Here is a 14,123-nt window from a genome sequence, read left to right as displayed (position 1 = left end):
TTGTTATCGTCTATTTTCATTAAATTTTAGCCAGATGGATTGGATAAATTGGGAAAAATAGTACTTGAATTTTTAGTACAAATTATGTATTATATGTTTAGGTTGTGTTTTAATTAACAATCTTAGCAACTCATTGTTTAATTGCTGTAGAAATGCAGTATATTATAAAATATTTTAACATTTAGGAGGAATTTAAAACATGGCAGTAAAAGTAGCAATTAATGGTTTTGGACGAATTGGACGTCTTGCATTTAGACAGATGTTTGGAGCAGAAGGATATGAAGTTGTTGCTATCAACGACTTAACAGATTCAAAAATGTTAGCTCACTTATTAAAATATGATTCAGCACAGGGTAGATATGCTTTAGCTAACAAAGTAGAAGCAAAAGAAGGCGCTATCGTAGTAGACGGAAAAGAAATCAAAATCTACGCACAGAGAGATCCTAAAGACCTTCCTTGGGGCGAATTAGATGTTGATGTTGTGTTAGAATGTACAGGTTTCTTCTGCGATAAAGCAAAGGCATCTGCTCATATCACAGCAGGCGCTAAGAAAGTTGTTATTTCAGCTCCAGCTGGAAATGACCTTCCTACAATCGTATTCAATGTAAACCACGACAAATTGACAAAAGAAGACACTGTTATCTCAGCAGCTTCTTGTACTACAAACTGTTTAGCTCCTATGGCTAAAGCTCTTAATGACCTTGCTCCAATCCAGAGCGGTATCATGACAACAGTTCATGCTTACACTGGAGATCAGATGACTCTTGACGGACCTCATCCAAAGGGAGATTTAAGAAGAGCTAGAGCAGCAGCTTGCTCAATCGTTCCTAACTCAACAGGAGCAGCAAAAGCTATCGGTTTAGTTATTCCTGAATTAAACGGAAAATTAATCGGTTCTGCACAGCGTGTACCTACCCCAACAGGATCTACTACAATCTTAGTAGCAGTTGTTGAAGGAAAGGTAACAAAAGACGAAATCAATGCAGCTATGAAGAAAGCAGCTACCGAATCTTTCGGATATACAGAAGAAGAATTAGTATCATCTGATATCATCGGTATCACAGAAGGTTCTTTATTCGATGCTACTCAGACTATGGTTACTAACCTTGACAATGGAACAAGCCAGGTTCAGGTTGTTGCATGGTATGACAATGAAAATTCATACACAAGCCAGATGGTTAGAACAATCAAATACTTTGCTGAATTAGCATAATTAGTATTAAAAAGACTCAACATGGGTCCGGTCTTTTGGGACCGGACCCGTTTTTTATATCATAGGAAATTTCTTCGAATTTCCTATGATATAAAAATGTTTATGCGCACTTCGCTCTAAAAAATAAAAACGATGAAAGCAGGTAGATTTATGTTAAATAAAAAATCAGTAGATGATATTAATGTAAGCGGAAAAAGAGTTCTTGTAAGATGTGATTTTAATGTGCCATTACAGGAGGGAAAGATCACAGACGAAAACCGTCTCGTTGCAGCTCTTCCTACAATTAAAAAATTAATCGCAGACGGCGGAAAGGTAATTCTTTGCTCCCATCTTGGAAAACCAAAGGGAGAGGCAAAGCCGGAGTTATCTTTAGCACCAGTTGCAAAGAGATTGACAGAGCTTTTAGGACAGGAAGTAAAATTTGCAGCAGATCCTGAAGTTGTTGGACCAAATGCTAAAGCAGCAGTGGAAGCAATGAAGGACGGTGAGGTTGTTTTAATTGAAAATACACGTTACAGAGCAGAAGAGACAAAGAACGGGGAAGCATTCAGCAAGGAACTTGCTTCTTTGGCAGATGTATTCGTAAATGATGCATTCGGTACAGCTCATAGAGCACATTGCTCCAATGTTGGTGTAACTCAGTTTGTAGATACAGCAGTAGTTGGTTACTTAATGCAGAAAGAAATTGATTTCTTAGGAAATGCAGTAAACAACCCAGCAAGACCTTTCGTAGCAATCCTTGGCGGTTCCAAAGTATCCTCTAAGATTTCAGTTATCAATAACTTACTTGACAAAGTAGATACCTTAATCATTGGCGGTGGAATGAGCTTTACATTTGCAAAAGCACAGGGCGAAGAAATCGGTAAATCCCTAGTGGAAGAAGATTTCTTAGAGTACTCAAAAGAAATGATTGAAAAAGCAAAGGCAAAGGGAGTTAAATTATTACTTCCAATCGATACCGTAGCAGCAAAAGAGTTTTCAAATGACTCCTCTTTCCGTGTAGCAGAAGGCGGTCTTGAAGCAGATGAAATGGGACTTGATATCGGACCTAAGACACAGGTTCTTTATGCAGAAGCATTAAAAGATGCAAAAACAGTTGTATGGAACGGACCAATGGGCGTATTCGAAATGTCCAACTTTGCAGCCGGAACAGTAGCAGTTGCAAAAGCATTAGCAGAAATCGATGCAACCACAATCATCGGCGGCGGAGATTCCGCAGCAGCAGTAAATATCTTAGGATACGGCGATAAAATGACTCACATCTCAACCGGTGGCGGAGCATCCCTAGAATTCCTAGAAGGAAAAGAATTACCGGGCGTAGCTGCTGCTAACGATAAGTAAGCACTTAACGATTGCCAAGCCCAAGGCGCCGGCAGAGTTTAGTGCGAACTTAGTTCACCGCACTTAGCGAATACGAGGCAAAGCCGAAGTATAAGCTTAGTAAGGTGAACAAAGTAAAGCTTGCACCCAACAAACTATTATTGCCAAGCCCAAGGCGCCGGCAGAGTTTAGTGCGAACTTAGTTCACCGCACTTAGCGAATACGAGGCAAAGCCGAAGTATAAGCTTAGTAAGGTGAACAAAGTAAAGCTTGCACCCAACAAACTATTATTGCCAAGCCAAAGGCGCCGGCAGAGTTTAGTGCGAACTCAGTAAATTAAATTCCAAAATAAATAAAAACTCCAAAGGAGATATACAAAAATGTCAAGAAGAAAAATTATTGCAGGCAACTGGAAAATGAACAAAACTCCAAGTGAGGCAGTTGCACTTGTTAATGAATTAAAACCTTTAGTAGCAAATGAGGAAGTTGATGTGGTATTTTGCGTACCTGCAATCAGCATAATCCCATGTATGGAAGCTGCAAAGGGAACAAATATCCATATAGGCGCAGAAAATATGTATTTTGAAGAGAGCGGAGCTTTCACAGGCGAAATCGCTCCAAACATGCTTACTGATGTAGGTGTAAAATATGTAGTTCTCGGACATTCAGAGAGAAGAGAATATTTTGCAGAGACAGATATCACAGTAAACAAAAAAGTTAAAAAAGCTTTTGAGCATGGCATTACACCAATCGTTTGCTGTGGAGAGTCATTAGAGCAGAGAGAGCAAGGCGTTACAATTGACTTTATCCGTCAGCAGATTAAGATTGCTTTCCTTGATGTGACAGCAGATCAGGCAAAGAGCGCAGTAATCGCTTATGAGCCAATCTGGGCAATCGGAACAGGTAAAGTTGCAACAACAGAGCAGGCTCAGGAAGTATGCGCAGCTGTTCGTGTGTGTATCGCAGAGATTTATGATCAAGCAACAGCAGAAGCAATCCGCATTCAGTACGGCGGAAGTGTAACCGCTGCAAGTGCAGCTGAGTTATTCTCACAGCCGGACATCGACGGTGGCTTAGTTGGCGGAGCTTCTTTGAAGCCAGACTTTGGTCAGATTGTAAATTATAAATAATAGTAGTTGTAAATCCGCTTCTTTTAGTTGAAATATACTATGGAAGCGGGTTTTGCTATCTATCATAATTATAATTCTTAGCAGAATTTAAAGAAGGGATTGCGATGGGAGAATTAAGTAAATTATCTAATATAGGAAAAGTTGTAGAAGAACAATTAAATGCAGTGGGAATTACAACCTATGATGAGCTAAAAAATCTTGGAGCCGAACAAGCATGGCTAAAAATTCAAGAAATAGATGAAACATCATGTATGAATAAGTTATTGGGATTAGAAGGGGCAATTCAGGGTATGAAGAAGACTTTGCTTTCAGAACAAAGGCGTACGGAATTAAAAGAATTCTATCATTGGCATAAAAAGTAAAGTCAAGATGCCTCTGTATTATTCAAAAAAGGCGATAAACTAAGATGAAGCGCTTCATACCGGGACGAAGAAAAATCATTTCTTTCGTTTACAGGCGAATATATGGAAAATACTATAATTTTGCATACATTTTCCGATACTCGGACGGTGTACAGCCATGCATTTCCTTGAAGGTCTTTGCAAAATAACTCATTTCTTGAAAGCCACACAGTGCCCCGATTTCCACGATTTTTTGATCGGTGGAGATTAGAAGCTCAGTGGCTTTTTGTATGCGAAACTGTTTGACATACTGGAATGGGGTAACACCAATTGTACTGCGAAAACAGCGGAGGCATTCACTCACACTAATCATTGAACTCTGGGAGATATCTGTTACGCTAATTTCTTCATAATAATATGTTTGAATAAATTGGAGCATAGCTTTTATGCGTTTGGCATCACGAAACGATTTTTCAGAAGGGCGGTTTTGAACAGTTGAATGATGTTCTACTAAAAAATAAATAAGCGTGGATAGTGCTTCACGCACCTGAAATTCATAACCTCGTTTTTCTTCCTTGCAAAATTCCCATGCACGTTCAATAGAAGTCAAAGCCTCAGCATGAAGGCTGTTTGCCTGATAAAAAGCAATACTCTTTAATGAAACGTCAGTAAGCACGGGTTGTACGTAATTGTGCCAGAAAACGCTGTCAATACTTCCACCGATAAGGCGAGGGTGAAAAACAACAGAACGAAGCTGGCAGTCATCTGTGGTTGTGTTTTGTGCGGAATGAAGGATGCCAGAATTGATGAAGATACCATTTCCTTTTTGCAAAATATAGGTTTCGCTTCCTGCCTTAATTGTGACAGAGCCCTTCGCTACGATGGCAGCCTCCCATTCATCATGCCAGTGCCAAGGCACATTTTGAGAGGATAGACTGTCTTCATAACAGCCGATAGGAAAAAAGGCTGTGCCGTGAGCGGTAAGTTCCCTACCTTGTGTATTAATTTTTGTATTGCATGGTACTAGCGCCATCTGCATTCTCCTTTTGGCGATTTTGTCGTATGATTTTGACTATCTTATCCTATATATGTATTGTTTTTGATGATATAATCGTATCATAACTTAAGGAGGAAAACAAGATGGTACATTTACTATTAGCAGTGATTTATTTGTCATTTATAAGCCTGGGGCTGCCCGATTCTCTTTTAGGCTCCGCATGGCCGATTATGTATAAGGAATTTGACGTTCCACTTTCGTATGCAGGCGTAATCTCCATGATTATAGCCGGAGGAACAATCATATCCAGCCTTCAAAGTGACAGGCTGACGAAAAAACTGGGTACGGGGAAGGTGACAGCAATCAGCGTGGCGATGACAGCGGCTGCTTTGTTTGGTTTTTCGTTTAGCCACTCTTTTTTTATGCTTTGTTTGTGGGCGATTCCCTATGGACTTGGAGCGGGGAGTGTTGATGCTTCGCTGAACAATTATGTGGCGCTCCACTATGCGAGCCGTCATATGAGCTGGCTGCATTGTATGTGGGGAGTAGGAGCATCTCTCGGACCATATATTATGAGTTATGCTCTGACAGGAGGTCAGGGCTGGAATATGGGATATCGGTATATTGCAATGCTTCAGATTGTGCTGACTGCAATTTTATTGTTCAGCCTTCCTCTGTGGAAACGGCGCCCTGTGCTTCCTGGTTCAGAGAAAAGTGACTCGAAGGAGAGTGATAGGCCGCTTACGCTCAAAGAAATTATTGCAATTCCGGGTGCGAAGTCTGTTATGATTACATTTTTTTGTTATTGTGCCTTGGAAGCAACGGCTGGCTTGTGGGCAAGCAGTTATCTGGTGTTGCATAATAATCTGTCGGCAGAAACGGCAGCAAGTTTTGCGGCATTGTTTTTCTTAGGGATTACAGCGGGCAGAGCCGTAAGCGGGTTTCTCACCCTAAAACTAAACGATGCTCAGATGGTTCGTATGGGAGAGGTAATTATTTTACTTGGAGTAGCGGCACTTTTCCTTCCGTTTGGCAAGACAACAGCAATGATGGGCTTGGTATTGATTGGACTTGGGTGTGCCCCGGTGTATCCGTGTATCATTCATTCCACGCCGGCACATTTCGGTGCAGATAAATCGCAGGCAATCATAGGCGTGCAGATGGCAAGTGCTTATGTGGGAACCTGCCTGATGCCGCCGCTGTTTGGCTTGATTGCGAACAATATCAGTGTTACACTGTTTCCGGTATATTTGTTTGCTATTTTACTTATTATGGTTATGATGCACGAGATGCTGGTGCGCAGAACTTAAGTGGTAAATAGGTTGTTGAGAATGGAGTATAAATTGTAGGATAGGAGAGAAGCGTACATGAAAATTTATGACATTTCACAGGAGGTTTTTGGATGTAAGGTATATCCGGGGGACCCTGTACCAACAGCAGAGAAGTTATTGAAAATAGAAGACGGCAGCATTTGCAATCTAACTGCATTTTCCATGTGTGCCCACAACGGCACTCATGTGGATGCACCCAATCATTTTTATGAGAAGGGCAAGACAATTGAGCAGATGAATTTGGAAGCGGTTGTGGGAATGGCATATGTGGCTTCTCATACAGGAGAACTATCTGAGGATGACGCAATCGATATTATAGTAAGAGCAAAAGAAGCAGATCCTCAGTCCTCAAAGAGAATTTTAATCAAAGGAAAGGCTGTTGTTACATTGGAGGCAGCGACTGTATTTGCGGAGGCAGGAATACTTTTGCTTGGAAACGAATCTCAGACGGTTGGGCCGGAGGATGCGCCGAAGGAAGTACATTTAAAGCTTCTTGGAGCAGAGGTGGTATTGCTGGAGGGAATTAGGCTGGGCGAGGTGCCGGATGGCGTGTATTTTTTGAGTGCGGCACCATTAAACTTGGGCGGTTCGGATGGTGCGCCTTGTAGGGCTGTTTTGGTTGATATGGAGAAGGGTTAAGGAATACAAGACAAGCAAAGAATTGAGAAGGAGGAAATTTTCGTGGATTATGAAAATTTCCTCCTTCTCAATGGGAGACTTAGGCGTAAATTTGCCAGCTTCCGGCTTTATTCTGTTCTTCCCACAGGGTGGCATATAGGCTGCCTTTAGCAAGAAGTTGTTCGTGGGAACCGCTTTCTCGGATACATCCATCCTCCAGAACGATAATCTGGTCAGCGTTGGAGATGGATTGCAGGCGGTGTGCAATGACAATAACTGTCTTTTCTGCTACCAGTGCGGAAAGAGCCTGTTGGATAAGTACCTCATTTTCCGGATCTAAGGAAGCTGTGGCTTCATCCAGAAGTACGATGGGGGCATCTTTTAAAAGAGCCCTTGCAATTGAAATGCGTTGCTTTTCTCCGCCAGACAGGGTGGAACCGCCCTCTCCAACAACTGTTTGATATCCGTTAGGAAGTGCCATGATGAAGTCGTGGCAAGCAGCGGCTTTCGCGGCAGCGATGATTTCATCATGGGTGGCATCGGATTTGCCCATGCGGATATTTCCTTCAATCGTGTCATGAAATAGATATACATCCTGAAATACCATGCTGATATGACTCAAAAGTTCATCGGTTTTCATGTCCTTTACCGGGATACCGCCGAGCCGGACTTCTCCGCCGGTAGCATCCCAGAAACGTGCTGCCAAGCGGGTAATAGTGGATTTTCCTGAGCCGGACGGTCCGACAAGAGCCGTTACGCTCTTTTTCGGAAAGCACAAGGAAATATTATGTAAAACTTCTTTGGAGCCGTAGGAGAACGAAACATGGTCGAAGGTAATTTCCATATTTTTCGCTTTTTTTTCTACATAGGGTTCAGGGAGAGGCTCTTCGGCAAAAAGGGCTTCAATTCGTCTGCCGCTTCTGGTAGTCCGTGTAAAATCTGCTATGAAAGTGAACAGTATTAATATAGGATCGTAAATAGTTAGTGTCAGTACCAGAAAAGCGATATAGTAAAATGGGGAAAGGCTTCCATCTGCCACAAAGCTTCCACCAAGGAGCATGACGAGAGCGATACCGCAGTTTAATACAAATCTGCCAATCATGCTTACCGGTGCAGCAGCTCCTGTTTCCAGACCGATGGCAGCTCTTCGCTGGCGGTCGAGGGAACTTTTCAGTGTTTCAAATTGTTCGCCTGCCATATGGAAGGCTTTTAGTGTCAAGATACCCCCTACGTACTCCAGGATTCCGGATGAGGCATCCTGCTGTGCCTGCTGAAGCTGAGCACCGATATGGTTTGCTTTTCGATAGCTGATAAAAACGAAGGGCAATGCCAGAGGAATTACGATAAATACTGCTAATATCATTCTCCAGTCAAAAGCGGACAGGACGATGGCTGCCAATACAAAGCGGATGGTAATGGTGGCAACCTGTGGAAGAAGCTGCTGGGACAGATTTTCTATCTCGGCATAATCACGTAAAAGGACGGTGGACAGGTCGCCGGCATCTCGATGATTGAAAAAACCCATGCCAAGACGGCGAAGATGCTCCCCCATGGTAAGACGGGAGGTTTTCGTTGTGCTTGCAAATCCAACGCAAAAATCGATATATGTTTTCCGCCGGAGAAAATTATATCCGATGAACTGTGCCAGCAGCACGCCACACAGTATCCAGAGCCTGTTTATCGGCAGAGAAGTATTTGGTGAAGCCATCGGAATCAAAAGCAAATAGATTGCCGTCAGCATAACAGCATAGGGAATGGACACCACAAAGCTGTCAAAAAAATTCCAGGCAAGAATCTTTAAATATTTTCCGGTCTGTCCCAGTGTCATAGTATGAAACCATTTTTTTATGTTCTTCATAGTACAGCGGCTCCTTTCTTGATAGTCCAGCGTTCTCGACGTTCATTTGCAGTCACCATATCTCGGTAGGCAGAGCAGGTTTCTAAAAGCTCCCTGTGGCTGCCGGAATCAATCAGGGAACCGTTTTCCATGACAAGAATCTGGTTTGCTTTTTCTACTGTCTTTAAACGATGGGCGATGATAAGTACGGTTTTGCTTTTTGCTAGAGAAGCAAAAGCTTGCTGTATCTTAGCTTCATTTTCAGCATCGGCATAAGCAGTGGCTTCATCCAGTATGACAATGGGTGTATCTCTTAAAAAGACGCGGGCGATAGCGATACGCTGTTTCTCTCCGCCGGAGAGATAGGCATCCTGTTCGCCGATGATCGTCTGATAGCCGTCTGGCAATGACATAATTACATCATGGATACCGGCATTTTTTGCAGCTTGCATAACTGCATTAAAACTTGTCTGTGTATCACCCATACGGATATTGTTTTCTACGGTATTCCGAAAGAGAAAACTGTCTTGAAATACATAAGAAACCAGATTGGTTAAACGGGAAGGCGGAATATCTTGAATGTCAACGCCGCCAATTTTAATACTGCCTTGCTGCGGCTCATAGAATCGCAGTAGCAACTGGGCGAGTGTGGATTTACCGCCGCCGGAGGGACCGACGAGACCGGTGACGCTCCCCTGGGGAAGCCGGAAGGAAACATTCTTCACCGCCTGTGTGTCTCCTGTATAGGAAAAGGATACACCGGAAAAAGTTACATCATAGTCGGTAGGATTTCCGGTACCAGTTTCATTAATTTCTGGCTGTTTAAGGATGTTGTCAATCCGATTAATTCCTTCCATAATCCGAGTAGAGTGAATCACCATCAGCATCATATTTTCCAGCGGCTCTTTTAGACCACCGCCCACCAGAAAGAACAGCAGGATGACCGGCAGGAAATCCAGATAGCCTTCAGCAGTGGAAAGAAGCGGCAGGGAAGCTGGTATTAGAAACAGAAGCTGGGCACCGAAAAAGGCATAGTAGGCACCCATGGGCTTCGCGTTTGAATGAGCGGTTTTGGAAACCGCAGCTACAAAGGCGGTCAGATCGTGCTCATAACGACGGAAGGCAGTGAGGGTACGGTTAAACACCTTAATGACTGGCATTCCGTGGATATATTCCACGATGGTTCCCTGCATAGCTTCCTGTGCATCATGCATTTCTATTTGGAGTGCAGTTTTATCTGGTTTGTTCAGGCAGGCAGAGAGTAGGAATAGGGAGATGAAAATCGGAACCAGTGTCACAAGTGCCAGCCGCCAGTCCATGAGAAACAGGAACAGCAGAGTAAATATAGGTGTAGCGATGGCAGCAGAAATGTCACAGATATGATGTGCGATGAACGCCTCAATCTGTTCTGCATCATCTGATACAATCTTTTTGATAGCACCCTGAGTAGTTCCGGTAAAGTATCCAGAGGGAATGCGTGCCAGTTTTTTCATTAATTTGATACGCAACTCGTAGATAATATCGTAGGCTGCCGTATGTGCCAGCGCAGAGGAGTAAAAGGCACAAATACCGTAAACCAGTGCAGAAGCAAAAGTGATGCCGGCAAGCCGCAGGATGTACGAGCTATTGATTGCAGACAGGTCTGTGTAATGTCGCAGCAATGCAGCAATTACACCGTAAATAGTGAAAAACGGTATGATACGGGCGGCAGAGGACAGGACGGAGAGAGTGCAGGCAGCGATAAGTCGTCCCTTTTTCTCGCCGGCAAGCTCCAGCAGCCTGGCAACACCTTGCTTTGTTTTAGGTTCTTTTACTTTTTGTTTCATGGTATCCTCCATTTTTAATTTATATGGTCTTTTGAGTTAGAAATGACTAACCCAAAAGGAGAAAAACGTGTGCGCAAAAGCCTCTTATGGTCATATACGCACACACTTCGTTGTTACTCTGTATTTTCGCTGAAAATACGGGAAAAGATTAAATCATATATACAGCTTAGCGTTTCATCCAGAGCATCTTCGTATAGCTCTGTTTTGTGGTAAAGGGCGATAGCCATCATACGGATTAAATTGACGGTAACCCGCATATTTACATCCGGGCGAACACCTTCCATATGGGAAAGCAGTGTCCGGAAGGTGTGGTTTTCTGGTTCTGGTTTGTTTTTGCCATCTTTTAGCATAACAGCCCTCAGTTTTTCCTCATCTGCTTCGGTTAAGTACTGATAGATGCTGTCTTGATGGAAAATGATGAGCTTTAAGTATTCTTTTGCCTCTGCAACGGGCAGCTTATCTCTTCCGTCCAGCAACGTATCAAAGTACTGACGCATTCGATCGCGCTGGTATTCTATGATTTCCAATACAAAGTGCTCTTTGGAATCAAAGAAGTTATAAAAAGTACTTTTACCAAGATCTGCCGCTTGTGTAATCTTTTCGACAGATGTGTGGGTCATGCCATGCTGCTTAATCAGCGAAAAGCCGGCATCAAGCATTTTGATGCGGAGCGCTTCACGTTCTTCCACAGTAAAAACTCTTACCGGGGACATAGTAGTCACCTCTCTCTCAACTTGCGAACAAAATAATAATTATAGTCGCAAAAATAGAGTAGCACCTTTTTATGGTGCTGTCAATGGACTTGCGAACAATATTATAAAAATGTTCGCAAGATTTCCTGTGTTTTGTTGAAGGATATTATCAATGGCTTTTCCTGTTTTTAAATTTATCTGTAACAAATTTAAGTCAATAAAACAGCAAGGAAAATGCCACCTAAAGAAAGGGGGCAATAATATACAAATTATGACATATCTGGCTATTCAGAAAAGCAGAGGAACTTTTTATAATTAAGATAGAATTCAGATAGTGTCTATCAAAAACTTAGGAGGTTTACAATAATGAGGTATGGTTATTTTGATAATCAAAAACGGGAATACGTCATCGAACGCGTCGACTTGCCGACGTCCTGGACCAATTATCTAGGGGTCAATGATTTATGTGCAGTCGTGAATCATACGGCGGGTGGTTACCTATTTTATAAAACGCCGGAATATCACCGCGTCACAAGGTTTCGGGCAAATGCAGTGCCGATGGATCGCCCGGGGCAGTATATATATCTACGGGATAAGGAAGACGGTGACTACTGGAGTATATCTTGGCAGCCGGTCGGAAAATCGCTGGAGGAGGCAAAATACAGCTGCCGCCATGGCATGAGCTACACGACGTATGAATGCGCCTACAAGGGAATTGAGGCGAAACAGACGATGGTAATACCGCTTCGGGAAAACCTTGAGCTGTGGGATGTTGTGATTAAGAATACCAGTGACAAGGAGCGGAAATTGCAGGTATTTTCTTACCTTGAGTTTTCCTTTCATCATATTTTGATGGATAATCAGAATTTCCAGATGAGCCTCTACGCGGCAGGTTCCTCCTATGAAGATGGAATTATCGAGCACGACTTGTTTTATGAGGAGTTTGGTTATCAGTATTTTACAGCCAATTTTGCACCGGACGGTTATGATTGCCTGCGGGATCGTTTTTTAGGAGACTACCATACGGAGGACAATCCGGCAGCCGTATTAAACGGGGGATGTTTTGGTTCACAGGAGCTTGGCGGTAATCACTGCGGTAGTTTGCAAAAAGATATTGTCTTACAGCCGGGTGAAGAAATCCGTTTGATTTTCATGCTCGGTGAAGGAAGACGCGAGGCAGGAAGAGCAGCAAGGGAGAAATATGCAGACTTTTCAGCGGTTGACCGAGTATACAAAGATTTAAGAACATATTGGGAAGAAAAGTTTTCCAAACTGCAGATTAATACCCCGAATGAAGGCATGAATACAATGCTTAATACATGGAATCTTTACCAGGCAGAAATCAACATTATGTTCTCACGCTTTGCATCGTTTATCGAGGTAGGAGGCAGAACCGGACTTGGCTATCGTGATACTGCACAGGATGCGATGACGGTGCTGCATTCCAATCCAGAAAAATGCCGGCAGAGAATTGTAGAACTTTTAAGGGGTCTTACGACTCATGGTTATGGTTTGCACCTATTCCAGCCGGAGTGGTTCAATCCGAACGAAGAGAAAAAAGCATTTAAATCACCGACAGTGGTTCCGACCTTCAGCGGCAAGGACATGGTTCACGGGCTTGATGATGCATGCTCCGACGATGCACTCTGGCTGGTATATACGATTGTGGAATATATCAAAGAAACCGGAGACATGGGATTTGCAGACATGACGGTGACTTATGCAGATGGCGGAGAAGGTAGTGTATATGAACATATGAAGCGTATTCTGGACTTTTCAACTGAGCAGGTAGGACAGCACGGTGTATGCAAGGGATTACGTGCAGACTGGAACGACTGTCTGAATCTGGGCGGCGGAGAAAGTGCCATGGTTTCCTTTTTGCACTACTGGGCAATGCAGGCATTCCTTGAACTGGCGAAGCTTTTGAACCGTACAGAGGATGTGGAAACTTATCAGGCAGTATCAGAGAAGGTAAAGGCGGTTTGTGAGGAGGAGCTGTGGGATGGCAAATGGTTTATCCGCGGCATCACTAAAAGCGGCAGAAAAATCGGCACCTCGATGGATAAGGAAGGAAAGGTACATCTGGAATCCAATGCTTGGGCGGTTCTCTCGGGAGCGAGTTCCGGGGAAAAGGGGCGTCAGGCAATGGACAGCGTAGAGGATTATTTATATACTCCATATGGAATTATGCTCAATGCACCTTCTTATACCGTACCGGACGATGAAATTGGATTTGTTACCCGTGTATACCCGGGACTTAAGGAAAACGGAGCTATTTTTTCCCATCCGAATCCTTGGGCATGGGCGGCAGAATGTGTGTTGGGAAGAGGCGACAAGGCAATGAAGTTTTACGATGCACTTTGCCCGTTCTACCAGAATGACAAAATTGAAATCCGAGAGGCAGAGCCATATTCATACTGTCAGTTTGTTGTGGGAAAAGACCATACAAGTTTTGGTAAGGCGCGCCATCCTTTTATGACAGGAACCGGCGGCTGGGCATATTTTTCTGCAACGCATTATATGTTGGGTATCCGCCCACAGTTTGACGAGCTTATTATCGACCCATGTATTCCGGCTCACTGGAAATCGTTCTCGGTAAGCAGAACATGGAGGAATACGACCTTTGATATCAGTGTGGAAAATCCACAGGCTGTGATGAAGGGTGTAAAAGAGCTATACCTTGACGGCAAGAGGGTAGAGAGTATTCCGGTGCAGGAAGATGGCACAGTCCATACGGTACGTGTGGTTATGGGATAGAAAAGTGTGAGCTCTGCTCATACTCCGCGCCCTTGCAGACTGCGAAGCAACTGCTTTCTCT

General features: G+C 43.4%; 11 protein-coding genes. 7 read left to right on the top strand and 4 right to left on the bottom strand.

Annotated features, from left to right (window positions below; genetic code table 11):
* Positions 1 to 199: 199 nt before the first annotated feature.
* The 4 genes from gap to CTY48_RS10675 all read left to right on the top strand — a co-directional run bounded on the left by gap (position 200) and on the right by CTY48_RS10675 (position 4,025).
* On the top strand, positions 200 to 1,213 hold the full coding sequence (gene gap, locus CTY48_RS10690; protein WP_099468483.1) for a type I glyceraldehyde-3-phosphate dehydrogenase: 1,014 nt from the start codon (positions 200 to 202) through the stop codon (positions 1,211 to 1,213).
* 150 nt (positions 1,214 to 1,363) lie between these two features.
* Positions 1,364 to 2,554: a phosphoglycerate kinase gene (locus tag CTY48_RS10685; protein ID WP_099468482.1), complete on the top strand. Its 1,191-nt coding sequence runs from the start codon at positions 1,364 to 1,366 to the stop codon at positions 2,552 to 2,554.
* A gap of 359 nt (positions 2,555 to 2,913) precedes the next feature.
* Positions 2,914 to 3,663, top strand: a complete 750-nt coding sequence (gene tpiA / locus CTY48_RS10680) for a triose-phosphate isomerase (RefSeq protein ID WP_099468481.1) — start codon at positions 2,914 to 2,916, stop codon at positions 3,661 to 3,663.
* Between the two features lie 104 nt (positions 3,664 to 3,767).
* On the top strand, positions 3,768 to 4,025 hold the full coding sequence (locus tag CTY48_RS10675) for a TfoX/Sxy family protein (protein ID WP_099468480.1): 258 nt from the start codon (positions 3,768 to 3,770) through the stop codon (positions 4,023 to 4,025).
* 112 nt (positions 4,026 to 4,137) lie between these two features.
* Here CTY48_RS10675 and CTY48_RS10670 read toward each other — a convergent pair whose 3' ends face one another.
* Positions 4,138 to 5,037 (bottom strand): helix-turn-helix domain-containing protein, encoded by a 900-nt coding sequence (locus tag CTY48_RS10670; RefSeq protein WP_099468479.1) that lies wholly within the window; start codon positions 5,035 to 5,037, stop codon positions 4,138 to 4,140.
* A 107-nt stretch (positions 5,038 to 5,144) separates the two neighbouring features.
* Between CTY48_RS10670 and CTY48_RS10665 the strand changes: the two genes are divergently transcribed.
* Together CTY48_RS10665 and CTY48_RS10660 are read left to right on the top strand one after the other, a co-directional pair.
* The gene (locus tag CTY48_RS10665) at positions 5,145 to 6,311 is read left to right on the top strand and encodes an MFS transporter (protein ID WP_099468478.1); all 1,167 of its coding nucleotides are present in this window, start codon (positions 5,145 to 5,147) and stop codon (positions 6,309 to 6,311) included.
* A 57-nt stretch (positions 6,312 to 6,368) separates the two neighbouring features.
* Positions 6,369 to 6,971, top strand: coding sequence for a cyclase family protein (locus CTY48_RS10660; RefSeq protein WP_099468477.1), 603 nt, complete (start codon positions 6,369 to 6,371; stop codon positions 6,969 to 6,971).
* Positions 6,972 to 7,050: 79 nt separating this feature from the next.
* Here CTY48_RS10660 and CTY48_RS10655 read toward each other — a convergent pair whose 3' ends face one another.
* From CTY48_RS10655 to CTY48_RS10645, 3 genes are all read right to left on the bottom strand, one after another.
* Positions 7,051 to 8,808 (bottom strand): ABC transporter ATP-binding protein, encoded by a 1,758-nt coding sequence (locus tag CTY48_RS10655; protein WP_180272707.1) that lies wholly within the window; start codon positions 8,806 to 8,808, stop codon positions 7,051 to 7,053.
* On the bottom strand, positions 8,805 to 10,613 hold the full coding sequence (locus CTY48_RS10650) for an ABC transporter ATP-binding protein (protein ID WP_099468476.1): 1,809 nt from the start codon (positions 10,611 to 10,613) through the stop codon (positions 8,805 to 8,807). The genes CTY48_RS10655 and CTY48_RS10650 overlap by 4 nt, the downstream gene beginning before the upstream one ends.
* 113 nt (positions 10,614 to 10,726) lie before the next feature.
* Positions 10,727 to 11,326, bottom strand: a complete 600-nt coding sequence (locus CTY48_RS10645; protein WP_099468475.1) for a TetR/AcrR family transcriptional regulator — start codon at positions 11,324 to 11,326, stop codon at positions 10,727 to 10,729.
* 345 nt (positions 11,327 to 11,671) lie between these two features.
* On the opposite strand from CTY48_RS10645, the gene CTY48_RS10640 reads away from it, so the two are divergent.
* Complete coding sequence (locus CTY48_RS10640) at positions 11,672 to 14,062, top strand: GH36-type glycosyl hydrolase domain-containing protein (protein WP_099468474.1); 2,391 nt, start codon at positions 11,672 to 11,674, stop codon at positions 14,060 to 14,062.
* Positions 14,063 to 14,123: the final 61 nt, after the last annotated feature.

The sequence above is a fragment of the Konateibacter massiliensis genome, assembly GCF_900184995.1.
In the GTDB taxonomy this organism is placed as follows: Bacteria; Bacillota; Clostridia; order Lachnospirales; family Lachnospiraceae; genus Lachnotalea; species Lachnotalea massiliensis.
Note: the sequence above shows the minus strand (reverse complement) of the source record. Positions and strands in the feature narration are given on the sequence as shown.

Bases quoted from the DNA above. Each gene is read 5' to 3' on its own strand.
- CTY48_RS10640 (WP_099468474.1), top strand. From the start codon at position 11,672: ATGAGGTATGGTTATTTTGATAATCAAAAACGGGAATACGTCATCGAA.
- CTY48_RS10660 (WP_099468477.1), top strand. From the start codon at position 6,369: ATGAAAATTTATGACATTTCACAGGAGGTTTTTGGATGTAAGGTATAT.
- gap (WP_099468483.1), top strand. From the start codon at position 200: ATGGCAGTAAAAGTAGCAATTAATGGTTTTGGACGAATTGGACGTCTT.
- CTY48_RS10655 (WP_180272707.1), bottom strand. From the start codon at position 8,808: ATGAAGAACATAAAAAAATGGTTTCATACTATGACACTGGGACAGACC.
- CTY48_RS10670 (WP_099468479.1), bottom strand. From the start codon at position 5,037: ATGGCGCTAGTACCATGCAATACAAAAATTAATACACAAGGTAGGGAA.
- CTY48_RS10675 (WP_099468480.1), top strand. From the start codon at position 3,768: ATGGGAGAATTAAGTAAATTATCTAATATAGGAAAAGTTGTAGAAGAA.
- tpiA (WP_099468481.1), top strand. From the start codon at position 2,914: ATGTCAAGAAGAAAAATTATTGCAGGCAACTGGAAAATGAACAAAACT.
- CTY48_RS10665 (WP_099468478.1), top strand. From the start codon at position 5,145: ATGGTACATTTACTATTAGCAGTGATTTATTTGTCATTTATAAGCCTG.
- CTY48_RS10645 (WP_099468475.1), bottom strand. From the start codon at position 11,326: ATGTCCCCGGTAAGAGTTTTTACTGTGGAAGAACGTGAAGCGCTCCGC.
- CTY48_RS10650 (WP_099468476.1), bottom strand. From the start codon at position 10,613: ATGAAACAAAAAGTAAAAGAACCTAAAACAAAGCAAGGTGTTGCCAGG.
- CTY48_RS10685 (WP_099468482.1), top strand. From the start codon at position 1,364: ATGTTAAATAAAAAATCAGTAGATGATATTAATGTAAGCGGAAAAAGA.